Below are 24,501 nucleotides of genomic sequence, written 5' to 3'. Positions count from 1 at the left end.
CCCCTGTCGATGCTGGTGGGGCAGCCGGCCGGGGCGGCGGCCGCCGATCCGATGACCGACGCGTTCACCAAGGCGGCCTCGACGTATGAGGTGCCTCGTGACCTGCTGGTCTCGGTGGCCTACTCCGAGACCCACCTGGACGGCCACCAGGGCCAGCCCAGCGCCGACGGCGGCTACGGCGTGATGCACCTGGTCACCGCCAAGACCCTCGACAAGGCCGCCACGCTGACCAAACAGCCGGTGTCCACCCTCAAGTCGGACGACGCGGCCAACATCACGGGCGGCGCGGCCGTCCTGCGTGCCCTCGCCGACGAGCTCAAGCTGGACGCCACCGCCCGCAAGGACGCGGGCAAGTGGTACCAGGCGGTCGCCAAGTACGGCGGCGCCTCCTCCCCCGCGGTCGCCCGGCTGTACGCCGACACCGTCTACGAGGAGCTCGCCAAGGGGATCCGCGCCACGACCCCCGGCGGCGAGAGCGTCACCGTACCGGCGAGCACCGTGACGCCCGATCGCGGCCCGTACGCCGACGCGGACGACCTCGACAAGCCCAGCACCCTCGCGGCGAGCACCGACTACCCGTCGGCCAGGTGGGTTCCGGCGCACAGCAGCAACTACGCCGTCTCCAACCGGCCCACCAGCGACGCGATCGACCGCATCGTCATCCACGTGACCCAGGGCAGCTACGCCGGCACGATCTCCTGGTTCCAGACCGGGCCCCGGCCGAACCCCACCTCGGCCCACTACGTCGTGCGCTCCTCCGACGGCGCCATCACGCAGACGGTCAGGGAGAAGAACCGGGCCTTCCACGCCGGCAACTACAACCGGCGCTCGGTCGGCATCGAGCACGAGGGCTTCGTCGACAACGCCACGTGGTTCACCGACACCATGTACCGCGCGTCGGCGGCACTGACCCGCAACATCGCCGACCGGTACAACATCCCCAAGGACCGCAGCCACATCGTGGGCCACAACGAGGTCCCGGGCGCCGACCACACCGACCCCGGCCGGTACTGGAACTGGTCCAAGTACATGCAGTACGTCACCGGCAGCAGTGGCGGCGGCGGGGGCACCAACCCGCACACCGCCGAGTCCGTCTGCGGCACCGGCTACAAGGTCATCGACTCCGCCGCCCTCGGCTCCAGCGGCACGGTCTACCTGACCTTCAACTCCGCCAACGGCAACAACTGCGTGGCCACGATCAAGAAGACGTCGCTCGGCAAGGCCACCGCCACCGCCGCCTTCCTGGAGGTCAAGGGCAAGACCCGGGCCACCGACACCGGCAACTTCGACTACTACGCCGGACCCATCCGGGCCACCGCCGCCGACAAGTGCGTCAAGTGGGGCGGCAAGGCCGGGACGAGCACGTACGAGAGCCCCTTCGAACACTGCGGCGGCTGATCCGCCGACCCTATGACCTGTGGCCGGATCGCGCGGGCTCGCGATCCGGCCACAGCTTTGCCGTGGGGCAATTGCGGCTGACGACACGCGGACGATAAAGGCGTCTGACCTCCGTATCGGGCGAGGGCCGCCAACCCGGGAAAGCCGTATTTACCGTAGCCCGGTGCCGTGTCATCATGCGCTCACCGTCTGTCGATGGGAGCGTAGTGATTCGCGACCTACTGACCGTTCTGCGCTGTGCCCGGCTGGCGATCGCCCTTCCCGTCGCGCTCAAAGACGCCGTCGCCTGCGCTCCCGACGCCGTACGCGACTTCGAGCGGGCCGTCGAACCGATCGTCCGCGACGTGTTCTCCGAGCCCGAGCGCGAGGCGATGATCGACTCGCTGCGCGGCACCGCGCTGAGCTTCAACGTCGGCATCCATGCCTACGCCAGGATGGCGGGCCGGTCCTGTGACGGGGAGCTGGTCATGCTGGCCGGATCGGTCGCCCGGCTCTACGACGACATGATCGACAACGGCGGCGACCCGGCGATCGACTCGTGGGTGGCGTCCCTCTTCAAAGCCGAAGAGCATGCCGCCTCACGTGATCATCACCAGCGCCTGCTGGCCGCGCTCTACGCGGAGATCCGCCGCCGTGCTCCCGGCGAGCTCTGGCACACCGCGCTGCTCGAACTGCACGGCTACCAGGTGCTCTCCCGCAAGCAGCGCGATCCCGCCACCCCGGCGGCACAGCTCGGCAAGATCACTCGGGGGAAGGGCGGGCTGGCGGGCCTCGTGCTGTTCGGCCTGGTGCATCCGGACATGAGCGTGGTGCAGCGCGACGCGGTGATGGAGGCGGGCGAGGCGCTGCAGCTCCTGGACGACTACCTCGACCAGGACGCCGACCTGCGTGCCGGCATCGGCACTTTGGTCAATCGGGGCGAGGTGCGCCTGGCCGAGGTGGGCGCCCGGCTGCTGGCCCTGCGGCCCCGGCTGGCCGCCTGTTACGGAGGCGCCGCCGCCCGGCCCTTCGCCGCGACGCTCTTTCTCCTCCTGGCGGTCAACGTGCTCAAACGCCACCAGCACGGACGTGCCAAGCGAACGAGAGACACCCCGCTGAGGCTGCTGCTGGCCGGCGGCAAACACGCCATCCCCCCGAAGAGAGCCTCGTAGATGCGCAAGCTGAAGACGGCGTTCTTCGTCCTCCTCCCGCTGGCGTTCGTCCTTCTGGCGGTCGTCCGGCTGGCGGTGGGCGGCTGGTCCAACGTCGAGGCGGTCATCGCCGCGGCCGCCCTCGTCGTGGCCTACATCGGCACCCTGCGCGCCGAGCGCCCCCCGGACGAGGCCTCCGACCTGGCCGACAGGCTGGCCGACCAGGTCATGCAGACGGCCAGGCGGGAAGCGGGCAACCGCGACGTCCCGGACAGCCGGGGCATCCCGATCCGCTGCGAGTCCGGCGGCGCCCTTCCCGGAACGATCGAGGAACTGGCCGACCACCTCCTCACCATGAAGGGGCCCGTGGTGGTGACAGGCGGGCGGGGCTCGGGCAAGACCACGCTCGGCCTGCTCCTCCCGCTGCGGATGTCCTCGGCGCAGCACCGGCCGATCCCGGTCACGCTGCCGCTGTCGTCATGGGAGCCGCGGCTGGCCCTGCGCGAGTGGGTGGCGCTGCGGCTGGCCGCCGAGTACCCGTTCCTGCGGGCCGCTCCCCGCGCGCTGGAACGGCTGATCGCGAACGGCAGCCTGCTGGCCGTGTTCGACGGTCTGGACGAGGTGCCGCCGGCACGCCGTACCGAAGTGGTCAGGGCCATCGACGAGGGCTGGTCCCGCTCGTACGTGCTGACCAGCCGCGTCGAGGCGTTCACCGGCCCCGTCGCCCGCAGGCTCGCCGGGACGCCGGTGGCGCGGCTGCTGCCGGTGGACGCCGCGGGCGCCGCCGGATACCTGGAGTCGCGCTGGGGCGACGTGCCCGAGGCCGCCGCGCTGGTCGCCCGGCTGCGCGCGGAGCCGGGCGGTCCGCTGGCCGAGGCGCTCGACACCCCGTTGATGATCTTCCTGGCGGCGCGCATCTGCGAGAGCGGCCACACCCCGCGCATCGACGGCACCGCCCCGCACATCAGGCAGGGCCTGGTCGCCGGGTTCGTGCCGGCCGTCTACCGGCCGGAACCGGAGGCCGATCAGCGGTGGAGCCCCGAGGAGGCGGCCCGCTACCTTCGGTTCCTGGCCGACTTCCTGCGCCGCAGGGGGACCCACGACCTGGCCTGGTGGGAGTTGCACCACGCGCTGCCCCGCGCGGTGATCCCCGCCTTCCAGGCCGTGCTCGGGATGGCCCTCTTCGGGCCGCTCTGCGCCGCCGTGACCGCGCTGTTCGGGCTGGGGGCGGTCGGCTGGTGGTTCGGCCTGGCCATCGGGCTGGCCAGCGGGTTCGCGGTGTCGCTGGCCAGGCAGCACTACCCGCGTGAGGCGCGGCCGAAGCTGCGCAAGACGCTGACCCGGCGCTATCTGCTGCGCCGCCTCGGCCAGGGCCTGGTGTGCGTGGTGCCCGGCATGGTGATCGTCCTGGTGCTGTACGACGGGGTGACCTACGCGCTCACGGACGGCGCGGTGTTCCTGGTCGGTTTCCTGGCCGCCTCCCTTGCCCTGGCCCCCGCCAATGTGGACAAGGCGGGCACGCCCGACGGCTTCCTGCGCAACGACCGGGCCGCTGTGCTGCTGGCCTTCGCCGCGGGCGGCCTGATCGGGCTCGCCATGGGCGCCTACCTCGGCTGGTGGATGGAGACCGGGCTGCGGGTCAGGGACCACGTGTGGCTGCTCACCCTCGGCCACTGGCAGCAGACGCTCATCAGCGCCGCCAACGGCGCGGTGCTCGGTGCGGCCGGGTTCGGCGTCACGATGATGGCGCCGAGCGCGTGGGGGCGGTTCGTCGACGTCCGGGTGTGGTTCGCGGCGCGGCGGGTGCTGCCGCTGCGGCTGATGACCTTCCTGCGCGACGCCTACGAGCGCGGGGTGCTCCGCCGTACGGGGCCCTACTACCAGTTCAGGCACGAACTCCTGCAGGACCAGGCCGCAGCTGGGCCGACACCGCCGGAGTCAGCACCACCTGCCCCGCCAGCGACCAAGCCGTGACCCGGTCGTTCGCGCCGATGGCGTAGCTCGCCTCGGGGAAGCGCGCCCGGCCGCTGTCCGGTGCGAAGCGCGCGTACCGGATCTCCAGCTCCGCGCGCCTGCGGCGGACCCGTTCGACCGCGACGCGCCCGCCCGTCGCGGGCCGGTAGCCGAACTCCAGCACCACCTCTTCGTCAGGCTCGGCCCGCGTCAGCGCCTCCACGTCGCCCGGCCTGGTCAGGTCGCAGACCCGGCCGCCGACCGTACAGCGCAGGATGTCGAAGCCGTGCCCGCGCAGCACCCGCGTCTGCGCGGCCAGCCAGTCCGGCTCGAACCGGCGCTGGGCGCGCGCCAGCAGGCGCAGCGCCATGACCCGGGCCACCACGTACGCCGCGGTCAGCCAGGTGGCGGCGGAGAAGAGCGGATGCGGCGCGAAGGTCGCCGCCAGCGCGAGCGCGGCGGTGAGCACCGCCCAGCCGAACGTCGCCGCGGGGGCGCGCTCCGGCGACGGCCCGGCCAGAACTCGGCGCACCGTCACCGGCAGCCCGGGCAGCGGCACGAGCGGGACCGGCAGGTCGGGGCGGGAGTATTCGGGCCCGTAGGTGACCGGCATCTTGCCAGTATCACCCGAGACGCCGCCCGGTGTTACTGGCCTGCCGGCTCATCTCGTTCTGTCGGACGCGACACCGGCCCAGCCTGAAGGGCCGCGACATCCGGATGTCGCGGCCCTTCTTCCGGTCATCGCGCCGATCAGCCGAACGGCTGGTTGTCCAGCGTGTTCACCTTCACGGCGGTGATCTTCACCTGCTTCATCAGCACCTGGGACGCGCCCGCCGGCTTGGAGCAGGCGAAGCTGAGCGGCCCCGTGCCGGGGTAGGTGTGTACGACGTTGAGGAAGATGCTGTGCCTGCTGTGCGGCGCCAGCGTCACCTCGGTGATGTCGCCGTCCGAGTTGGGGCCCGTACCGATCGTGCAGAGGTAGTCGATCGCGGAGTTACCGGTGTTCTCGGCGTACAGCTTCGCGGTGATCGTGTACGAGCCCGTCCCCAGGAACCCGCTGAAGCCGGGGCTGAGGGCGTTGGAGTGGACGATCTCGTTGTCCCACCGGCTGATCACCTCCGGTGGCACCGCCTCGGCCGCGTTGACGTTCCCCGCCAGCAGCGCGCCCGCGGCCACGACGGCGGCCAGCGCGGACAGGCGCAGGCCGCGGCGGCGGCGTGATGGGGCGGTTGTGGGCATGGTCATGTGAGTTTCTCCTGATGTGAGCCGTCCCCCTCGCGCGGACGCGCGAGCGGCCGCACGCTGTCGCCGGCCGAGGCGGCGGTCACCGGCTCGCGTGCACCCCGGAAAACTAGCCCTCGCGGTTTCGGAAGACCGCGCAAAAATAACCGCGCCGGCCGTGCCGGTCGTCATCGCGCTTTCGTCCACCGGCCCCGCACCGAAGTCCCCCGTACCAGGCTCCCTGCCGAAAGCGTGCGCAGCTGGATCTGCGTCTAGGGCCCCTCCAAGAAGTGGCGCAGCGTGGCCTCGATCCAGCCGTACGCGATCGTCTGCTCCGGCGGCCAGGGCCTGTCCTCGATGATCGACACCAGCTCCCACAGCCTGGCCGCCCGCGGGTCGTGCTCGTCGAACGTGCGCAGCAGCTCCTCGCGGCCCTGCCCCATCACCGCCAGGATCCGATCGAGGATCGGCTCGGATTCGGGGGAGCCGGGCTCGATGCCCGCCCGCGCAGCGGTCAGCGCCTCCCGCATGATCTGGGCGTTCATCTCGTGCCAGGCGTCGAAATCCCGGTCCTCCTCCCAGAACTCCGTGTTCTGCCGGCGCAGGCTGTCGCGGTAGTCCTCGTCGGCGAGCAGGTCGGCCAGCTCCAGCCAGGCGTCGAGCTGCGCGACGGTCGGCTCCTCGGGCAGTTCGGGGAGCATGGCGTCGCGCATCTGGGTCAGCCACTCGTGCCGGGCCTCGATGCCGCCGCCGACCTCGTCGACGAACTCGTCCAGCAGGATCTCCATCTCGGCCGCGCCGAGCCGGCCGAGCGCGTGGAGTCTGCTCAGATCCTCCTCGGCGGGATCGCCGTCCCGGGCGAGCGTCGCCCTGAGCACCGCCCTGGTCCGCTGGAGCGATCTGAGCTGCGTCTCGACCGCCTTGAGGTGAAGATCGAGTACGTCCCTCAGCCGGCGGTCGCCGAGCGAGCGGATCGTGGCCAGGTCGACCCCGATCTCCCTCAGCGTGCGGATCAGCTCCAGCCGCGCACGGTCCTCATCGCCGTAGAGCCGGTAACCGGAGGCAGTGCGCTCGCGCTCGGGCAGCACGCCCGCGTCCGAGTAGAAGCGGATCGTCTTCACGGGGAGGCCGGTCAGCTTAGCCAGGCGGCCGATCGTGTAGCTCATAATTCCCTTGAGTCTCCAGTAACTGGAGACTTTAGCGTAGCCGACATGGCGAAGCAGAAGATAGCCAGGGTCGTCACCCTGCACATTCAGGCCGGCGAGGCGGGCCCGGCGAACGTCGGCAAGGACCTCGGCCCGCTCGGCATCAACCTCATGGAGTTCTGCCGGCAGTACAACGCGCAGACGCAGGACCGTCGCGGGTTCGTGATCCCCGCGGTGATCACCGTGTACGAGGACAGGTCGTTCGAGGTCGTCACCAAGCAGCCGACCACCGCCTCGCTGATCCGGCGCGTCGCCGGGCTCGACGGCGGCAGCCCGCGCCCGGGCCACCAGAGCGGCGGCTCGATCACCCGCGCCCAGCTCCGCGAGGTCGCCCAGGCCAAGCTCCCCGACCTCAACACCGCCGACCTGGATCAGGCCGAGAAGATCGTCGCGGGAACGGCCCGTTCCATGGGCCTCACCGTCCGCGACTAGAACCGGGATCCCGCTCGGCCAGATCATGATGGGCATGGGAATCTGCGTTTTCTGCGAGATCATCGCCGGGCGCGTCGAGGCCGGCGTCGTTCATGAGGACGACAGCGTGGTGGCCATCATGGACCACAAGCCGGCCACGGTCGGCCATGTGCTGGTGATCCCGCGCGTACATGTGGTCGGGCTGGCGGACGCCGATGACGCGGTCGGTACGGCGATCTGGCGCACCGCGCGGCGGGTGTCGGGCGCGTTGCGGGCATCGGGGCTGCGCTGCGACGGGGTGCGGTTGTCCCTGGCCGACGGGGAGGCCGCCGGTCAGGACGTCTTCCATCTCCACCTGCACGTGGTGCCGCGCTTCCCGGGAGACGGCGTGGTGGTCACCGCCGGCTGGAAGAAGCGGTCGCGGGAACTGCTCGACCAGGATGCGGCGCTGATCCGGGAAGCCCTTACGTAACTCCGGCGAAAGCGTTCCTGCACTCGCCTGTTCCGCTGCACCCAGCTGCCCAAGAAAAGACGGTCTGATAATCACCTGTTTTGATCATTTCCATCTTTTTCTCCAAGTCGATCCCCGACGCGCGTTATCTCGCCTTCGAGCGGGTACCTCCAGCTCGCACCATCAGGGGGATGTGGCATTAAGTCCGATTCTTCCGAATCCGACCTACAGGGGAAGAAACAGATGATTAAGCACCGAAGCATCAGAAGCGCGCTGGCCTTTGCCGTGGCAGCGGCGGCGGCCAGTGGATTCGCGACTCTGACCTTTACGGCGTCGGCGGGCGCCACGGCCGGCACCAGCGTTCACAGCACGGTGGACACGGCGGCAACCGCGATCAACTTCGCCACCGATCCGAGGTCGGAGAAGGAAGAGCAGCCGACCCGGGCGATCGACTCGGCCTTCCAGGGCGACCCGGAGGACCCGAAGAGGCCGCCGACCAAGTTCGTCGGGGTCATCCGCGACGACAGGGTCGCGATCAGGGACCCGCGGACGATGCCACAGTGGCATGACCTGACCGAGCTGCTGCCGCGCGACTTCGGCCGCCTGGTCGACATCACCCTGGCCGCGCCCGACGAAGGCGACACCGTGCACATCACCGTGCTGAACGAGCGCGGCAAGGTGGCCCAGAGCAGGTGCACCGTCTTCCCGACCCCGGGCACGAAGGGGACGCCGGAGTGGCCTGACAACTGCACCGACTTCATCGATCTCACGCGTAAGTGAGTCGCCTGATCCGCCGATGATGAATGCCGTGCCCGAGAAGCTCTCCGGGCACGGCATTCATCGCTTTTCGCTACATTTTTGTGGCTGTACAGCACACATGATTGTCCAATTGAGCGGATTTGCCACCTCATCGCCCGCGCCATTTTGGGCGATTTATGAGGAGAAAGCGCGCTATGAAGTCATCCTGGACGAAACGGCCGCAGGCCATGCAAAGTCATCCCTGTAATGCATGGAGCGAGCCGAAAGGAAAACGCATGAAGCGTTACGAGAAGCCCCGTCTTATGGCAGCCGGATCCTTCCGCAAGGCCACCGGCCTCCTGGCCCTGCACGGCAACGACCGCCTGATCTTCAGCAAGAACTGAAATCGGACAGTCCATGCCCGACCGCGGCATGCTGAGCCGGCCGCACCACGGCGAGGCGTACTTCGTGGTCCTTCCCGACCACGAGGCCGCGCCCGCCGTGGCGGCGGTCCTGCGTACGGCGACTGCTCGCACCGTCACCTACGCCTCCGGACGGCCCTGGCTGGTCGGGCACTGGTCCGACGAGGAGATGACGGTGGCCGAGGCGGGCGCCACCAGGCTGGCGGTGATCGGCCGCTGCGCCTTCGACGCCGAACGGCTGGCCGCGGAGGCGAGTCGGCTGCGTGACCCGGCGCACCTCGACCGGCTGGCCCGTACCCTGCCCGGCAGTTTCCACCTCGTCGCCGCGCTGGACGGCCGGTTACGCGTCCAGGGCACCGCGTCCGGACTCCGGCTGGTCTTCCACGCGCGCGTGAACGGGCTCATCGTCGCCTCCGACCGCGCCGACGTTCTGGCCGCCGCCACGGGGGCCGAGCTCGACGTGCGGCGCCTGGCCGTACGGCTGCTCTGGCCGGTGCCCCATCCCCTGCCGCACCTCCCCCTCTGGCCGTCGGTCACCGCCGTCGAACCCGGCCATCACCTCACCGTCGCGCCGGACGGGGTGACCGCGGGGCATCGCCGCTGGTGGACGCATCCCGAGCCCGTCCGCACGCTGGCCGACGCCGCCGAGGACGTCCGGCGGGCGCTCGACGACGCGGTCGGCGCGCGCACCAAGGCGGGCGGCACGGTGAGTTTCGACCTGTCCGGAGGGTTGGACTCCACGTCGCTGTGCTTCCTGGGCGCCGCCCGGCAGGAGGCGCACCTCATCGCCTCCACCTGGCCGGGCCGCGACCCGGCCGACGACGACCTGGCGTGGGCCCGGCGCGCGGCGGCCCACCTGCGCGGCGCGGAGCATGTGGTCTGGCCGGCGGAGGAGTCGCCGCTGGTCTACGAGGACCTGCTGAGAGTCGACGACACGCTGGACGAGCCGACCATCGGCGTCATGGACCGCGCCAGGGTGCTGGCGCACCTGCCCCGGCTGGCCGCCAGGGGCAGCAGGCTGCACGTGACCGGCATCGGCGGCGATCACGTGGCCTGGTGCTCGGAGGCGAGCTACCACCGGCTGCTGCTCAGGCGGCCGATGCTGGCGATCGGGCGGCTGCGCGGTTTCCGCGCGCTGTTCCACTGGCCGTACGGACCGATGCTCCGGACGCTGGCCGACCGCCGTTCCTACCGCCGCTGGCTGTCCGGCTCGCTCGCCGACCTGCGCGCCCCGCTGCCGCCGCCCGTGTCCGGCGCGCTGGGCTGGGGGGTGCCGCCCCGGCTCTTCCCGTGGATCACTCAGGAGGCGGGCCGCATGGCCGCCGAGGTGCTCGCCGAGACCGCCCCGTACGCCGAACCGCTGGGAGCCGACCGGGGGCAGCACGCCGACCTGCACGCCATCCACGACACCTGCCGGATCATCCGCCAGTGGGACCAGATGAGCGTCCGCGCGGGGCTGCCGATGGCCTCCCCCTTCCTCGACGACCGGGTGATCGAGGCGTGCCTGTCGGTACGCCCGCAGGACCGGGTGACGCCGTGGCGCTACAAACCCCTCCTGACGACCGCGATGCGCGGCGTCGTGCCCGAGGAGTGCCTGCGGCGGACCAGCAAGGCGGAGGCCTCGCTCGACGCCGCCGAAGGTCTGCGCCGCCACGGCCCCGACATGCAGGCACTCTGGGCGGACTCCCGGCTGGCCCGGCTCGGGCTGGTGGACACCGCCCTGCTCAAGGACCTCACCGCGCACCCCGACACGCCGGGACTGCGGGAGGCGATCCTGTACTCGACCATCGGCTGCGAGGTCTGGCTGCGGACCCTGGAGCCGTTCGACAAGGAGGACGGCCGATGAGCCTGCGGCTGAGCGCCGATGTGTCCACCGCCGACACCGACTACGGCATCGTGCTTCTCAACCAGCGCAACGGCGACTTCTGGCAGCTCAACCCGAGCGGCGCGCTGGCCGTGCGCCGGCTGCTGGACGGCGACACCACGGAGCAGGCGGCCGCGGTCCTGGCGGCGGAGTTCGAGGTCGGGCACGGGGAGGCCCTGGAGGACGTGCTGGCGCTGCTGGAGCAGCTGCGAGCTGCCGGGTTGGTGGCGCCGTGACCGTTCCGAGCGCGCTGGAGCGGCCGCAGGGGGTTCCGTGGCGGGCCAGGCTGGCGGCGCGGATGGCGGTGGGAGCGGCGTTCTCGCTGGCCGTGCTGCCGCCGCGGCGCCTGCGTAGCGTGCTCACCCTGCTCAGCCGGCGGGCCAGGCCCGCCACGTACGCCGAGGCCAAGGCCGCCAAGGACGCGGTGCTCGCGGTGAGCCTCACCTGCCTGGGCGTGCACGGCTGCCTTCCCCGGTCACTGGCCACCGCCCTGCTGTGCCGGATGCGGGGCTCGTGGCCGACGTGGTGTACGGGTGTCCGGGTGCGGCCCCCGTTCGGGGCGCACGCCTGGGTCGAGGCGGAGGGCAGGGCGGTGGACGAGCCCACACCGGAGGGGTATCTCGCCCCCTTGATCGCTGTCGCCCCGAGAGGTCAGGAGTTGCGTGGGACCACCAGTCCGGATTCGTAGGCGAAGACCACGAGCTGGGCGCGGTCGCGGGCATTGAGCTTGGCCATGGCCCGGTTGATGTGGGTTTTCGCGGTCAGCGAGCTGATCGCCATGCGGTCGGCGACCTGGTCGTTGGACAGGCCCTGCGCGACCAGGGCGACGGCCTCGCGTTCGCGGCCGGTCAGCTCTTTCAGCCCCGTGCCGGTGGCGGCGTGGAGCGGCTGGGTGACATACCGGTTGATCAGCTTGCGGGTGATCGACGGTGCGAGCAGGGCGTCGCCGCGCGCGGCGACGCGTACGGCGTGCAGGAAGTCCTCCGGCACGATGTCCTTGACGAGGAATCCGGCCGCGCCGGCGCGCAGCGCGTTGAAGACGTACTCGTCCAGGCCGTAGTTGGTCAGGATGACGACGTGCACCCCGGCCAGGGCCGGGTCCGCGGCGATGCGGCGGGTCGCCTCGATGCCGTCGACGACCGGCATCCGGACGTCGATGAGCGCAACGTCCGGCAGGTGCCGCCTGACCAGGTCCAGGCCCTCCTTGCCGTCGGCGGCCTCGGCCACCACCTCGATGTCGTCCTCCAGGTCGAGCAGCGCGCGGAATCCGCTGCGGAGGAGCGGCTGGTCGTCGACCAGCAGGACCCGGATCATGACGTACGGTCCACGGGAAGTTCGGCCTGGACGGTGAAGCCGCCCTCCTCGCGCGGTGCCGCGCGCAGGCGACCGCCGAGAGCGGTGACCCGTTCGCGCATCCCGAGCAGGCCGACGCCGGGCGGCGGGGCGGCGTCCGGGGTGGCCCTGCCGTCGTCGTCGATGCGGACCGCGAGGGCGTCGGGACGGTAGTCGATCCGGACGGACGCGGTCGCGGCGGCGGCGTGACGGGCGACGTTGGTGAGGGACTCCTGAACGATCCGGTAGACGGTCCGGTCCACCGCGGCCGGCACGTCGTGGCGCTGTCCCCCGATCGTCAGCGTCGCGTCCAGGCCGGTCGTCCGGGCCCGTTCGACCAGCTCCGCGACGTCGTCGAGCCCACGCGGCGGGCTCGTGTCGTCGTCGCGCAGGGCCTCCAGGGTCGCGCGCAGCTCCCGGGTCGCCTCGCGTCCGGCTTCCTGGATCGCCAGCAGGGCCTCGGGCACCGGTTCGCCCCTTTTGCGGGCCACGTGGACGGCGACCTCGGCCTGCACCTTGATGATCGAGATCTGGTGGGTGAGCGAGTCGTGCAGCTCCCGCGCGATGTGCAGCCGCTCCTCGTCGGCGCGGCGCCGCGCGGTCTCCTCCCGGGTGCGCTCGGCTTCGTCCGCCCGCCGCTCGGCCTGCCGCAGCGCCTCACCCGCGGCACCGGCCGCGACCAGCCAGGCCAGCTCCAGAGCGCCTCTGGCCTGTGCGAACGCCTCACCCGTGTCGTGCAGCCCCGAGGCCAGGGCCGCGAGGGGCAGGACGGCCAGCATGGCCACGCTCACCGCCACCGTGACGGCACGGTGACCCGCCCGCACGGCCGCGTACACCGCGAACAGGTACGCGACGGCGGGCACGTCGAACCCGGCCGCCTGGTAACCCGCCGCGCACAGCCCGGTGACGGCCAGGACGGGAACCGGGGCCCGGCGGCGCGCGGCCAGCGCCAGCCCGCCGGCCGCCAGCAGCGCGTAGCCGAGCAGGTCGAGGTAGGTGGCGGAGTGCTGCCCGGACAGCCCGGTGACCAGCAGCGCCGCGGCCACGCCCCCGGCGATCGCCCAGTCTGTGACAGCCGCCGGGACGCCGAACCGTCCTGTGCTCATGCGCGCACCTTAGCCGGATACCGCCGTGGGCGACTCCACCGCACGGATGAGCGGTCGGCTACCGCACCTGCGGTACCTGCGCGGCTTCTGCGGCATTCGCCGTAGCCGGCTGCGGCATCGGCGGCACCGCGAACTGCCCACGTCAGGCGGACGACCGGCGACGGCTCCGGCGGACATGCTCGACATCCGGTCGTAGGAGAAGGAGCACCTCATGATCATCAGTCATCTGCTCGCCACAGCCCCGGACGTCAGCGCCTATGACCTGACCCCCGGGCGTCTCTGGTCCTTGGTGGCCATAGCGCTGGGGCTGGTCGGCGTGGTCCTCGGCGGGCTGGCCCTGGCCCGCTCCACCGGTCGCACCAGGGCCGTCGTGGCCCTGGCGGCGGGGCTGGCCGGCGCGGTCGTCGGCGGGCTGGTCGTGGCCGCCGCCGAGGGCGGTCCGGGCACCGGCTACGGAATAGTCGGGGGCGTCATCGCCCTGCTGGTAGGGCTGGTCGGCGTGGCCCTCAGCGGGCTGGGCCTGGCCCGCAGCTCTTCCCGGTCACGGTGAAGGTGTGGGTCCCGGCGCCCACCTCGTGCAGGACGCTCCCGGGCAGGTCCGCCTCGGCGGCCGTCCCCGGGGGCACGGTCGCCTGACGGTGCCGTCGGCAGTCGTCCCGGAGTCGGATCCGCAGGAGGTCGGTGCCGCCGTCGTCAGAACGAACGGCCAGGCCCGCTGCGAGCATGCGGTGAGAGGTCTTCACAGTGCCCCTACGGGTCGTTGAATCGTTTTAACTGACCTCCGATGCGAGTTGACATAGCCGTTACGCCACCAGCGGTCAAGGAAAGACGTAGACCGGTCTACGCCATATGTCCTAGAAGAGACATCGCATCTCAAGTCTTATGTAAACCGGTCTACGCGGGCGTACAATCGGCAGGACTCGGCTTCGAGAAGGGATGCCCATGGTCGCGCCTGACCGACGACGAAGAGTGACCATATCCGACGTGGCGAAACTCGCCGGGGTCTCCAAGGCGGCGGTCTCGAAGGTCATCCGGAACGACTACGGGGTCAGCGAGGCCATGCGGGAGCGCGTCAAGCGGGCCATCGACGAGCTCGGCTACCGTCCCCAGGCCGCCGCCCGCGCGCTGCGCGGCCGGTCGTTCACCATCGGCGTCCTCATGCAGCACATCGGGATCCCGTTCTACGCCGAGATCATGAGCGGCCTGGTGGAGCAGCTCGCGGAGTCCGACTACCAAGCGATCATGATCCAGGGCGGCACCCGCAACAAGACCGAGGAACGAGCCATCGACGCCCTGATGGACCGGCAGGTGGACGGCATTCTCATGATCGCCCCACTCGCCGGCCGCACGCAGCTGGAGCGGGTGGCACGCGAGATCCCCACCCTGGTGCTCGGCCGGCACGATCGCTCACCGGCGTACGACTCGATCGTCGACGACGACCGGACGGGCTCCGAGCTCGTCATGGAGCACCTGATCGCGCTCGGTCACCGTCGCATCGGGCACATCACCTTCCACGAGGAGCAGGGACAACCCGCCGACCACAAGCCGCACATCAGGGCCGAGACCTACGAGCGCGTGATGCGTGACCACGGGTTCGCCGACGAGATCGCCGTCGTCGCGACCTCGTACTCCGAGGACGGCGGTTATCGCGGCGCCCACGAGCTGCTGAGCCGGTCCCCGCGTCCGACCGCGATCTTCGCGGGCTCCGACGAGTCGGCGCTAGGCGTCCTGACCGCGCTCCACGAAGCCGGTCTCACCGTCCCGGACGACGTCTCCGTCGCCGGCTACGACAACACCCGCCTGGCCGCCCATCCCAACATCGCGCTGACCACCGTCAACCAGGACGGCGCCGTCATGGGCCGTACGGCGGGGCGGCTGCTGCTCGAACGCATCGAAGGCCGCACCACCGCCGTGCACTTCTCCGTCACGCCGAGCCTGGTCGTGCGCCGCTCCACCGCGCCACCCGGCCTATGAGCAGGTGATGCCGGTCGGCGCGGCCGTGGACGGGCCGTTGGCCTGGTAGCCGAAGGTGGCCGTCGCGCCCGCCGCGAGGCTCGTGGCCCAGCTCGGCGCCTTGATCGTCCACGTGGTGCCCGACGACGTGACGGTGGAGCCCCAGCCGTTGACCAGGGACACGCCGGACGGCGCGGTCCACGTGATCGTCCAGTTGTTCCAGGTCGAAGTGCCCGTGTTCTTCACGGTGACGTTGGCCGTGAAACCGCCCTGCCAGGAGCTGGCGACCTGGTGGTTCACGCTGCAGGAGACGCCGGTGCCGCCCGTGGGCGTGACGGTGGGGGTCACCGTGGGAGTCACCGTCGGGGTCGGTGTAGGCGTGGAGGTCTGGCCCTGTGAGGTGGTGTAGGTGACCTTGGTGTACGGCGTGCCGCACTGCGGGTTGCAGGCCGACGGCAGCGAGAAGCTGTACACGCGCCCGCCGTTGATCAGCGTGTCCGTGGCGTCCCGCACGCGGATCTGGAACTGGCCGCCGCCCGACGTGGTCCCGCCGATGACGTAGGACTGACCCATGTCGCCGTTCATCTGGGCCGTCTGCCAGGCGCCGTTGGCGTAGTACTCGACGCCGTGGATGCCGTTGGCCAGGTGCGAGACGGAGATGGCCGGCCACCAGACCTGGGCGCCCTGCAGGAAGCCGATGTTGATGTCGCCGCTGTAGTTGGGCGCGGGGACGAACGACCAGGTGACGTGCCGGTTGTTCCAGTGGTTGGGGTACATGTCCCCGATCGCGCCGCCGTTCTTCACGAACCGGTTGAGCGAGTCCTTGGACAGGTCCAGATGGTAGGGATCGTCGCGGCACCAGCCGTTGGAGTCACCGCAGCTGTCGGCGACGAGCATGGTCAGCTTCGCACCGTTGTAGGCGTCGGATACCCAGGAGCCGTTGCGGCAGAACGCCTGGTTCGGGGCGCCGTCGTTGGTGCCCGTGCAGTAGTCGCTGATCTCGACCTGCACGTAGCGGCCGCAGTTGAGGCCGTTGTTCCATAACCCGGCCTTGCTGAGGTTGGCTCCCGTCAGCGGCCGGGGGTAGAAGGCGTAGTCGCCGGGGGTGTTGTAGACGTTGAGCGCGACGAAGTCCTGCGAGTCGAGGTTCGCCTGGGGCATCCCGCAGCCGCCGTACGGCGAGCCGAGTCCGTCGAAGTAGGTGGCGTTGCCAGTCACCGGGCCGGGCGGGTCGGCGACCGCACCGGCGGACTGTTCCGTCAAGGACACGAAGGCGCAGAGCACGACCAGGAAACCGGGAAGCAGGATGGCAAGCAACCGGCGACGAACGTAACTCATCGGACTCCCAACCCAGAAAGGTTCGGATCGACTCTTTCCGCGGAGCTACGGCCCGGTCAAGCACAGGCGATCGCGACCTGGGCGAACACGCCGGAAAGCCTGTAACTTTCATCGGCTCGCTAGGCCACGGCGCCGTCCACGAGCTGCTGGACCCGCGCGGGGGTGTAGATGCCGTCGACCAGCAGCTGCGCCAGGCCGAGCACGCCCGCGTGCGGGTCAAGGTCGCTGCGCACGATCTGCAGGTTGCGGGTGGCCAGCGGGAGCGAGCGCCGGTAGACGATCTCGCGGATGCCGGCGAAGAGCTGCTCGTCGGTATGGGCGAGCTGCCCGCCGATGACGATGACGCGCGGGTTGAACAGGTTGACCGTGTCGGCGATCGCGCCGCCGAGGATGCGGGCCGCGCGCCGGGCGAGCCGCACCGCGACGAGGTCGCCGCTGCGGATCAGGCGTACGGCGTCGTCCACGGTGGTCACGTCGCGGCCCGCCTCGCGCAGGTCGCGCACGATGGCCCAGCCTCCGGCGTACGCCTCGACGCAGCCCGCGTTGCCGCACCGGCAGATGGGCGGCTCGGCCACGTCGTCCACCGTGACCTGGATGTGGCCGACGTCGCCGGCCGCGCCGTCGGCGCCGCGGTGCACCTTGCCGCTGGCGATGAGGCCGGTGCCGACGCCGGTGCCGATCTTGAGCATGAGCAGGTGGGGCACGTCCGGGTAGCGCAGCCGCTGCTCGCCGTACGCCATGGCGTTGACGTCCTTGTCCACCAGGACGGGGCAGTCGAAGCGGGAGCGGAACCAGCCGGGGATGTCGTAGCGATCCCAGCCGGTCATGATCGGCGGGCTGACGACCCGTCCGGTCTCGAAGTCCACCGGGCCCGGCACGTCGAGCCCGATGCCGAGCACCTCGCCGGGCTTGCGCCTGGCCGCGGCCAGGACCTCGGTGAACAGCTCGTCCACGATGGTGAGGATGGCCTGCGGGCCCGCCGTCACCTCGGCGCGGACCTCGCGCTCGGCCCGCACCTCGCCGGCCAGGTCGCACACGGCGGCCCGCAGGCCGGTCGCGCCGATGTCGGCCACCAGCAGCACCCCGCGGTCACGGTTGACCACGAACTGGCCCGCAGGGCGGCCGCGGGTGCGCGCCTCCTCCTCGGCGGGCATCAGCAGACCGGCCGCGAGCAGGCCGTCGAGCCGCTGGTTGACGGTGGTGCGCGACAGGCCGGTATGGCGCATCACGTCGGCCTTCGTCAGGCCGTCGGGGGCGTCGCGGAACAGGCTGAGGATCTCGCCTGAGCTGGCTCCCCGCCACACGCCAGGCAGGCTCGGTGCATCCATACGGGTCACTCTAGCTATGTCTCCTACTAGACGGAAGTTAGCCATGTTTCGACATAAAAAGTCGAAAGGAGTGTTGCAATCTAACGGAAACACTGGTTACGGTCATGCCATCGACGCTGAAAGGGGCATCCGATGATGGCCAACACCCGAGGTCGCCGCACCGCGGCCCTCAGCGCGGTTCTCGCTGCGGGCGCGCTCGCGCTGGCTGCCTGCGGCTCCAGCGAGACCACCGGGAGCACCCCCGTGGCCGGGGAGGCGGGCACCGCGACACCCAAGATCGCCGCCGTGATCAAGGGCCTGGACAACCCGTTCTTCCAGACGATGAAGCAGGGCATGGACGACCAGGCCGCCACGGCCAAGGTGCCGGTCACGGTCCAGGCGGCCAACGCCATCACGGACACGACCGGCCAGGCGGACAAGCTCAACGGCCTGGCCGGGCAGGACTTCTCCTGTTACGTGGTCAACCCGATCTCCGGCACCAACCTGGTCCAGGGCCTGGCCCAGCTCTCCGCCCAGAACAAGACCGTGGTCAACATCGACAGCCCGATCGACGCGGCGGCGGCCAAGAGCGCGAACGTCAAGCTCGCGACGTACATCGGGACCGACAACGTCGAGGCCGGCAAGACGGCCGGGCAGCGCATGACCGAGTTGCTGGCCGACGGCGGCGACGTCGCGGCCATCGGCGGCATCGCGGGCGACGTGACCAGCGGCGCCCGGGTCGAGGGCTTCAAGCAGGGCCTCGGGCCCAAGGTCAAGATGGTGCAGACCGTCGCGGCCAACTGGGAGCGGCAGACCGCGCTCACCGCCGCCACCGACGTGTTGCAGGCGCACCCCGACCTGGCCGGATTCTTCGTCGCCAACGACGACATGGGGCTGGGCGTGGCGCGCGCCGTCGCCAACGCGGGCAAGGCCGGCAAGGTCAAGGTCATCAGCGTCGACGGCATCAAGGACGCGCTCGACGCGGTCAAGGCCGGCACTCTGGACGGCACCGTCGCCCAGTACCCGTACGCGATCGGGCTGATGGGCGTGGAGGCGTGCCAGGCGGCGGCGGCCGGCAAGACGCTGCCCGCCAACGTCAAGGCCCCGGTCGAGCTGGTCACCAAGGAGAACGCGGACAAGGCGCTGGCGGCCACACCCAAGCCGTTCGGCATCTACGACGACCCGTTCGCGTCCCTCATCAAGTAGCGCCTACGCCGTCCTGCCCGGCCGTCCGGCCCGGTGGGACGAGGAGTGACAGACATGGCAAACGCAACGCTCGCGGCCCGCGACGGAGAGCACTGGGCCGCGAAGCTGAAAGACGTCGGGTTCTGGGCGGAGTGGGCGGCCCTCGTCGGACTGGTCGTCCTGGTGATCGTGTTCCAGGCGCTCAATCCGACCTTCCTCAGCCCCGGCAACATCACCTCCATGCTGCTGGCCGCCGCGATCCTGATCGTGCTGGCCGTGGGCCAGACGTTCGTGATCGCCACCGCCGGCATCGACCTGTCGATCGCCTCGGCGATGACGCTGGGCGCGGTGGTCTTCGGCCAGGCGTACACGGCGCAGTGGGGGCTGGCGCTCTCCTGCGTGGCGGGCGTGCTCGCCGCGGCGGTGGCGGGCCTGGTCAACGGCATGATCACCGCCTGGGGCAAGATCGCGGACTTCATCGTGACGCTGGGCATGCTCTCGGCGGCCTCCGGTCTGGCGCTGATCCTCTCCGACGGCAAGCCGGTCACGATCATCGACCCCGCGCTGCTGGCCCTGTCCACCGGGAGAGTGGGGATCTTCGGCTACTCGTTCCTGATCGCGATCGTGGTCGCGATCGTGGCGCATGTCGTGCTGTTCCACACCAGGTTCGGCACCCACGTGCTGGCCACCGGCGGCTCGCCGGAGTCGGCCAACGCGATGGGCATCAGCACCCGGCGGATCAAGATCGCCGTATACGCCATCAGCGGCGCGCTGGCCGGGCTGGGGGCGCTGCTCCTGGTCGCCCGCGTCGGCGCGGCCGAACCCGCCTCCAACACCTCCTTCCTGCTCAACTCCGTGGCTGCGGTCGTGCTCGGCGGGGTGAGCCTCTTCGGTGGGCGGGGCACCATCATCGGCCCGGTCATCGGCGCGCTGCTGCTGGTCGCGCTGGTCAACGGGCTGACCCTGCTCGGGGTCTCCCAGTTCTACCAACCGCTGGCCGTCGGCGTCGTCGTGGTGCTGGCCGCCCTGCTCACAAGGTTCCAGCGATGACCGAGAACGGCACTCCCCTGCTCGAGGCCCACGAGGTCTCCCTGGCCTTCGGCAGCGTACGCGCGCTGGCCGACGTCTCCCTCACCCTGCGCCGTGGCGAGATCACCGCGCTGGTCGGCGACAACGGCGCGGGCAAGTCCACCCTCGTCCGCTGCATCTCCGGCATCCACCGTCCGCAGAGCGGGCGCATCGTCTTCGACGGCACCGAGACCGACTTCCGCTCCCCGGAGGACGCCCGCGAGGCCGGGATCGAGACCGTGCACCAGAACCTCGCGCTGGTGGAAGACCTCACGGTGTGGCAGAACCTGTTCCTCAACCGCGAGATCGTCCGCAGGTTCGGCCCGGTCGCCCTGCTCGACCGGCGCGCCATGCAGGCCCGCGCCCGCGAGATGGTCTCCACGCTCGCCGTCAACGTGCCCGCGGTGAAGTCCCGGGTACGCCGGCTCTCGGGCGGCCAGCGCCAGGCCGTGGCCATCTGCCGCGCCGCCGGGTTCAGCTCCAAGCTCGTGATCATGGACGAGCCCACGGCCGCGCTCGGCGTGCAGGAGACCGCCCGGGTCGAGGAGCTGATCCTCAGACTCCGCGACGAGGGTCACGCGGTCCTGCTCATCAGCCACAACTTCGCCCAGGTCATGCGGCTCAGCCAGCAGGTGTGGGTGATGCGGGCCGGGCGGTGCGTGGGCGGGCGGCGTACGGCCGAGACCACCGGCGAGGAGATCGTCGCCCTGATCACCGGCGCGCTCAGCAACTGACGCCCCAGAAAGGCAATCCACTCAGATGACCACCAACCCCATCGGTGTCCACGCTCTCGTCTGGGTCGGCGACACCGGCCCGGCCTCGCTGGCGTACGCGATCGACAAGACCAAGGCGACCGGCTTCGACCTGCTGGAGATCTCGCTGCACGACTCGGCGAACCTCGACGTCGCCGCCGCGCGCGAGGCCCTGCGTACGGCCGGGCTGGGCGTGGCCTGCTCCCGCGGCCTCGCCTTCGACGCCGACGTCTCCAGCGACGACCCGGCCGTGGTCGAGCGCGGCGAGAAGCTGCTGCACGACTCCCTGGCCACGACCCGCGAGCTCGGCGGCACCCACTTCACCGGCGCGCTCTACAGCGCGCTCGGCAAGTACGGCCGCCCGCTCACCGAGGCGGGGCGGCGCAACGTGGTCGCGGTGCTGCGCCGGCTGGCCCAGGAGGCGAGCGGCCACGGCATGACGCTCGGCCTGGAGATCTGCAACCGGTACGAGACCAACGTCATCAACACCGCCCGGGACGCGCTGCGGCTCGCCGACGACATCGGCGAGGACAACGTTCTGATCCACCTCGACACGTACCACATGAACATCGAGGAGGACGACCTCGTCCGCCCCGTGCGCGAGGTCGGCGACCGGCTGGGCTACGTCCACATCGGCGAGAACCACCGTGGCTACCTCGGCTCCGGCCACCTGGACTTCACCGCGTTCTTCCACGCCCTGGGCGACATCGGATACCAGGGGCCGATCACCTTCGAGTCGTTCTCCTCGGCGGTCGTGATGGAGGGGCTCTCCAACGACCTGGCGATCTGGCGCAACCTGTGGGACGACGGCGAAGACCTCGCCCGGCACGCCCGCGCCTTCATCGCCGGCCACCTCCACACCAGCCCGGCCCGATGAGCCTGGACGACCTCCTCGCCCGGGCCCGCGCCTGGGGCGGCCGGCGGGCCCTGCTGGGCATCACCGGCGGTCCCGGCGCGGGCAAGACCACGCTCGCGGTGACCCTCACCCGCCTGCTCCGGCAGGAGCCACCCCCAGGCCTCACCGCCGACTGGGTGGCCCACGTCCCGATGGACGGCTTCCACCTGGCCGACGTCGAGCTCGACCGGCTCGGCCGGCGCGACCGCAAGGGCGCCCCCGACACCTTCGACGCCGCCGGCTACGCCGCGCTCCTCCGCCGCCTGCGCGAGGACGAGGAGGACGTGGTCTACGCCCCGGCCTTCGAGCGCGACCTGGAGCAGCCCATCGCCGGCAGCATCCCGGTCCCCCGCGCCGCCCGGCTGATCATCACCGAGGGCAACTACCTCCTGCTCGACGAGGGTGACTGGGGCCGCGTACGCCCCTGGCTGGACGAGGTCTGGTACTGCGATCTGGACCACGCCGAGCGCGTGGACCGGCTGGTCATCCGGCACATCCGCTTCGGCAAGCCGCCGGAGCACGCGGTGAGCTGGGTGGCGGAGGTCGACCAGCGCAACGCCGATCTGATCGCCACCACCAAGCCGAAGGCCGACCTGATCGTCCCCGACGCCGTCATCCGGTCGATCGAGCATCCCGGCGGCATGTGACTTATGGTTACCCTGGGTGACCACGCCGAGTTCGGGGGCCGGGATGAGCAAGGAAGCGTGGCTGTACGCGCCGGAATGCCTGGATGCCGCGAGTGACGATTTCGGGCACCTGATCAGGCGGCGGCCCGCGGCCGTGTGCCGGCCGGGATCGGCCCCGGACGTGGCCGCCGCGGTGCGCCGGGCGGTCGAGCAAGGGATGCCCGTGGCCGCCCGCGGGCAGGGCCATTCCGTCTACGGCCGGGCGCAGGCCGAGGACGGTCTCGTGATCGACATGAGCGACCTGAACGCCGTGCACGCGGTCGAGGCCGATCGCGTGACCGTGGGCGGCGGCGCGACCTGGCGGTCGGTGCTCGACGCCACCCTGCCGCACGGCCTCACCCCGCCGGTGCTCACCGACTATCTCGACCTTTCGGTCGGCGGGACCGTTTCCGCGGGCGGTCTGGGCGGCATGACGTTCCGGCACGGTTTCCAGAGCTGCAACGTCATCGAGCTGGAGGTGGTGACGGGCGAGGGCGAGGTCGTCACGTGCTCGGCGAGCGCGCGTCCCGAGCTCTTCGACGCCGTACGCGGCGGGCTCAGCCAGTACGGGATCATCACGCGGGCCGTCCTCCGGCTCGTCCGCGCTCCCGAACGGGTCCGCCTGCACACCCTGTCCTACCCGGACCACCGGGCCATGACGGCCGACCAGCGCCGCCTGCTGTCCACGGACCGGGTCGACTTCCTGCAAGGCACGATCCGGCCGGGCCGGCAGTGCGTGGTCGAAGTAGGGGTCGGTCACTCGGCCGACTCGCCGCCCGATGACGAGAAGACGCTGGCCGGCCTGTCCGACCTCCGCGACCGGGCCGAGCACGTCGATCTGCCGTACCTGGAGCTGTTCCTGCGGTTGAGCAAGCTCGAGAGCCACCTGCGGGCGGCGGGCACCTGGCACCATCCCCACCCGTGGCTGCACTCCTTCGTCCCGGACGCGGCCGCCGACGGGTTGGCCGCGGAGCTCCTCGCCGACGTGACCCAGGAGGACCTGGGCGAGTTCGGGCGCATCCTGCTCTACCCCGTCCGCCCCGGCCGCGTGAGCTCGCCGCTGGTGCGCCTGCCGGAGGGGGAGGTCGCGTTCCTCTGCAGCCTCGTGTGCTTCCCCGCCGACGATCCCCTGCTGGTGGACAGGCTGGTCAAGACCAACCGCGCGCTGTACGACCGCATCCGCGCCATCGGCGGCCACCTCTATCCCGTCAGCGCCGTCGCGCTCACGCGGACCGGCTGGAAGGACCACTACGGCCCGTTGTGGCCCGCCGTGGAGCACGCGAAGGCCCGATTCGACCCCCGCCACCTGCTGACTCCCGGGCAGGGGATGTTCGCCGAATAAATCTTGAAAAAACTTCGGGGCGCGTGTCGAAAACGCCTCCCCTCGTTCGCAGCGTGTCCAGAGGGCCGGATGGGCCGGCCCCGCCGACGCGAGGTTGACGACCATGACCCGGCAGCTTGCCCACTCTCCCGCCCGACCCACCTCCACCCAGCGCCTGCTCCTCGGCTGCGGCGTCGTCGCCGGTCCGTTCTACGTGATCGTCGCCCTCGCCCAGGCGTTCACCCGGCAGGGCTTCGACCTGGCCCGCCACCCCTGGAGCTTCCTCGCCAACGGCGAACTCGGCTGGATCCAGACCGCCAACTTCGTCCTCACCGCCCTGGCCACCATCGCCGCCGCCGCCGGCCTGCGCCGAGCCCTGGCGCCCGGCCGGGGAGCCCGGTGGGCGCCGATCCTGGTCGGCGTGTTCGGCGCCAGCATGATCGGCGCCGCGATCTTCCCCGCCGACCCCGCGATGGGTTTCCCCGCCGGGACCCCGGAAGGCCCGGGCGTCATCACCCTGTCGGGTACCCTGCACCTGGCCGTCGGCGGCGTCGGGTTCCTGTGCATGGTCGCGGCCTGCTACGTCATCGCCTCCCGGCAGTCGCGTGAGGGCCGCACAGGCTGGGCCCTGTACTCCCGCGTCACCGGCACGCTGTTCCTCGGCTCCTTCGTCGGCATCGCGAGCGGCGGCGGCGTCGCCTGGACCAACCTGCTGTTCGTCGCCGCCATCGTGGCGGTCTGGAGCTGGCTGTCGCTACTGTCCCTGAACCTCTCCCGCGCCTGACC

27 protein-coding genes are annotated in these 24,501 nt (G+C 71.0%); 20 read left to right on the top strand and 7 right to left on the bottom strand.

What is annotated here, in order from left to right:
* The 3 genes from ACWDRB_RS56210 to ACWDRB_RS56200 all read left to right on the top strand — a co-directional run.
* On the top strand, nt 1-1,398 hold a 1,398-nt coding region (locus ACWDRB_RS56210), incomplete at its 5' end, for an N-acetylmuramoyl-L-alanine amidase (protein WP_449909105.1).
* Between the two features lie 206 nt (nt 1,399-1,604).
* Nucleotides 1,605-2,549, top strand: coding sequence for a class 1 isoprenoid biosynthesis enzyme (locus ACWDRB_RS56205; protein WP_449909103.1), 945 nt, complete (start codon nt 1,605-1,607; stop codon nt 2,547-2,549).
* Nucleotides 2,550-4,502, top strand: coding sequence for an NACHT domain-containing protein (locus ACWDRB_RS56200; protein ID WP_449909100.1), 1,953 nt, complete (start codon nt 2,550-2,552; stop codon nt 4,500-4,502).
* Here ACWDRB_RS56200 and ACWDRB_RS56195 read toward each other — a convergent pair.
* From ACWDRB_RS56195 to ACWDRB_RS56185, 3 genes are all read right to left on the bottom strand, one after another.
* The gene (locus tag ACWDRB_RS56195) at nt 4,414-5,094 is read right to left on the bottom strand and encodes a hypothetical protein (RefSeq protein WP_397368704.1); all 681 of its coding nucleotides are present in this window, start codon (nt 5,092-5,094) and stop codon (nt 4,414-4,416) included. The genes ACWDRB_RS56200 and ACWDRB_RS56195 overlap by 89 nt on opposite strands.
* Before the next feature lie 137 nt (nt 5,095-5,231).
* Nucleotides 5,232-5,726 carry a hypothetical protein gene (locus tag ACWDRB_RS56190; RefSeq protein ID WP_350723261.1) on the bottom strand — a complete coding sequence of 165 codons (495 nt, stop codon included), beginning with the start codon at nt 5,724-5,726 and terminating at the stop codon, nt 5,232-5,234.
* 248 nt (nt 5,727-5,974) lie between these two features.
* On the bottom strand, nt 5,975-6,868 hold the full coding sequence (locus ACWDRB_RS56185) for a MerR family transcriptional regulator (RefSeq protein WP_449909097.1): 894 nt from the start codon (nt 6,866-6,868) through the stop codon (nt 5,975-5,977).
* Nucleotides 6,869-6,913: 45 nt separating this feature from the next.
* Here ACWDRB_RS56185 and rplK point away from each other — a divergent pair, with 45 nt between their 5' ends.
* The 8 genes from rplK (at nt 6,914) to ACWDRB_RS56145 (ending at nt 11,481) form a co-directional block, all read left to right on the top strand.
* Complete coding sequence (gene rplK, locus ACWDRB_RS56180; protein ID WP_449909094.1) at nt 6,914-7,339, top strand: 50S ribosomal protein L11; 426 nt, start codon at nt 6,914-6,916, stop codon at nt 7,337-7,339.
* 34 nt (nt 7,340-7,373) lie between these two features.
* Nucleotides 7,374-7,790 (top strand): HIT family protein, encoded by a 417-nt coding sequence (locus ACWDRB_RS56175; protein ID WP_350723267.1) that lies wholly within the window; start codon nt 7,374-7,376, stop codon nt 7,788-7,790.
* Between the two features lie 222 nt (nt 7,791-8,012).
* Nucleotides 8,013-8,549, top strand: coding sequence for a hypothetical protein (locus ACWDRB_RS56170; RefSeq protein ID WP_449909091.1), 537 nt, complete (start codon nt 8,013-8,015; stop codon nt 8,547-8,549).
* A gap of 28 nt (nt 8,550-8,577) precedes the next feature.
* Entirely contained in the window at nt 8,578-8,775 is a 198-nt protein-coding gene (locus tag ACWDRB_RS56165; protein WP_449909089.1) for a hypothetical protein, read from the top strand.
* A 28-nt stretch (nt 8,776-8,803) separates the two neighbouring features.
* On the top strand, nt 8,804-8,911 hold the full coding sequence (locus tag ACWDRB_RS56160; RefSeq protein WP_350723271.1) for a keywimysin-related RiPP: 108 nt from the start codon (nt 8,804-8,806) through the stop codon (nt 8,909-8,911).
* 13 nt (nt 8,912-8,924) lie between these two features.
* A complete protein-coding gene (locus tag ACWDRB_RS56155) occupies nt 8,925-10,775 on the top strand; it encodes a lasso peptide isopeptide bond-forming cyclase (protein ID WP_449909086.1) in 1,851 nt (616 codons plus the stop codon).
* Entirely contained in the window at nt 10,772-11,029 is a 258-nt protein-coding gene (locus ACWDRB_RS56150; RefSeq protein WP_449909083.1) for a lasso peptide biosynthesis PqqD family chaperone, read from the top strand. The genes ACWDRB_RS56155 and ACWDRB_RS56150 overlap by 4 nt, the downstream gene beginning before the upstream one ends.
* Nucleotides 11,026-11,481 carry a lasso peptide biosynthesis B2 protein gene (locus ACWDRB_RS56145; protein WP_449909080.1) on the top strand — a complete coding sequence of 152 codons (456 nt, stop codon included), beginning with the start codon at nt 11,026-11,028 and terminating at the stop codon, nt 11,479-11,481. The genes ACWDRB_RS56150 and ACWDRB_RS56145 overlap by 4 nt, the downstream gene beginning before the upstream one ends.
* Here the strand turns inward: ACWDRB_RS56145 and ACWDRB_RS56140 are convergent.
* The gene (locus ACWDRB_RS56140; RefSeq protein ID WP_449909078.1) at nt 11,445-12,107 is read right to left on the bottom strand and encodes a response regulator; all 663 of its coding nucleotides are present in this window, start codon (nt 12,105-12,107) and stop codon (nt 11,445-11,447) included. The genes ACWDRB_RS56145 and ACWDRB_RS56140 overlap by 37 nt on opposite strands.
* Complete coding sequence (locus ACWDRB_RS56135; protein WP_449909075.1) at nt 12,104-13,231, bottom strand: sensor histidine kinase; 1,128 nt, start codon at nt 13,229-13,231, stop codon at nt 12,104-12,106. The genes ACWDRB_RS56140 and ACWDRB_RS56135 overlap by 4 nt, the downstream gene beginning before the upstream one ends.
* A gap of 211 nt (nt 13,232-13,442) precedes the next feature.
* Here ACWDRB_RS56135 and ACWDRB_RS56130 point away from each other — a divergent pair, with 211 nt between their 5' ends.
* Both ACWDRB_RS56130 and ACWDRB_RS56125 read left to right on the top strand, forming a co-directional pair.
* A complete protein-coding gene (locus tag ACWDRB_RS56130) occupies nt 13,443-13,781 on the top strand; it encodes a DUF6223 family protein (protein ID WP_449909073.1) in 339 nt (112 codons plus the stop codon).
* A 434-nt stretch (nt 13,782-14,215) separates the two neighbouring features.
* Complete coding sequence (locus ACWDRB_RS56125; protein ID WP_449909071.1) at nt 14,216-15,205, top strand: LacI family DNA-binding transcriptional regulator; 990 nt, start codon at nt 14,216-14,218, stop codon at nt 15,203-15,205.
* On the opposite strand, the gene ACWDRB_RS56120 is transcribed toward ACWDRB_RS56125, so the two are convergent.
* Nucleotides 15,200-16,522 (bottom strand): cellulose binding domain-containing protein, encoded by a 1,323-nt coding sequence (locus tag ACWDRB_RS56120; protein ID WP_449909069.1) that lies wholly within the window; start codon nt 16,520-16,522, stop codon nt 15,200-15,202. The two genes, ACWDRB_RS56125 and ACWDRB_RS56120, sit on opposite strands and share 6 nt — an antisense overlap.
* Nucleotides 16,523-16,641: 119 nt before the next feature.
* Nucleotides 16,642-17,850, bottom strand: a complete 1,209-nt coding sequence (locus ACWDRB_RS56115) for an ROK family protein (RefSeq protein ID WP_350723289.1) — start codon at nt 17,848-17,850, stop codon at nt 16,642-16,644.
* Nucleotides 17,851-17,982: 132 nt separating this feature from the next.
* On the opposite strand from ACWDRB_RS56115, the gene ACWDRB_RS56110 reads away from it, so the two are divergent.
* The 7 genes from ACWDRB_RS56110 (at nt 17,983) to ACWDRB_RS56080 (ending at nt 24,499) form a co-directional block, all read left to right on the top strand.
* Nucleotides 17,983-19,035 (top strand): sugar ABC transporter substrate-binding protein, encoded by a 1,053-nt coding sequence (locus ACWDRB_RS56110; protein WP_449909065.1) that lies wholly within the window; start codon nt 17,983-17,985, stop codon nt 19,033-19,035.
* Nucleotides 19,036-19,089: 54 nt separating this feature from the next.
* Nucleotides 19,090-20,064: an ABC transporter permease gene (locus ACWDRB_RS56105; RefSeq protein ID WP_350723292.1), complete on the top strand. Its 975-nt coding sequence runs from the start codon at nt 19,090-19,092 to the stop codon at nt 20,062-20,064.
* Nucleotides 20,061-20,816 (top strand): ATP-binding cassette domain-containing protein, encoded by a 756-nt coding sequence (locus ACWDRB_RS56100; RefSeq protein ID WP_449909062.1) that lies wholly within the window; start codon nt 20,061-20,063, stop codon nt 20,814-20,816. The genes ACWDRB_RS56105 and ACWDRB_RS56100 overlap by 4 nt, the downstream gene beginning before the upstream one ends.
* Nucleotides 20,817-20,841: 25 nt before the next feature.
* Nucleotides 20,842-21,711, top strand: a complete 870-nt coding sequence (locus ACWDRB_RS56095; protein WP_397368688.1) for a sugar phosphate isomerase/epimerase family protein — start codon at nt 20,842-20,844, stop codon at nt 21,709-21,711.
* Nucleotides 21,708-22,376, top strand: a complete 669-nt coding sequence (locus ACWDRB_RS56090) for a nucleoside/nucleotide kinase family protein (protein WP_449909058.1) — start codon at nt 21,708-21,710, stop codon at nt 22,374-22,376. Before ACWDRB_RS56095 ends, ACWDRB_RS56090 begins: the two co-directional genes overlap by 4 nt.
* Before the next feature lie 16 nt (nt 22,377-22,392).
* Nucleotides 22,393-23,736 carry an FAD-binding protein gene (locus ACWDRB_RS56085; protein WP_449909055.1) on the top strand — a complete coding sequence of 448 codons (1,344 nt, stop codon included), beginning with the start codon at nt 22,393-22,395 and terminating at the stop codon, nt 23,734-23,736.
* Between the two features lie 103 nt (nt 23,737-23,839).
* Complete coding sequence (locus ACWDRB_RS56080; RefSeq protein ID WP_449909052.1) at nt 23,840-24,499, top strand: DUF998 domain-containing protein; 660 nt, start codon at nt 23,840-23,842, stop codon at nt 24,497-24,499.
* Nucleotides 24,500-24,501: the final 2 nt, after the last annotated feature.

Source organism: Nonomuraea sp. NPDC003707 (assembly GCF_053587055.1).
The sequence above is the reverse complement of the archived record's forward strand: the minus strand, read 5'-3'. Positions and strand labels throughout refer to the sequence as shown.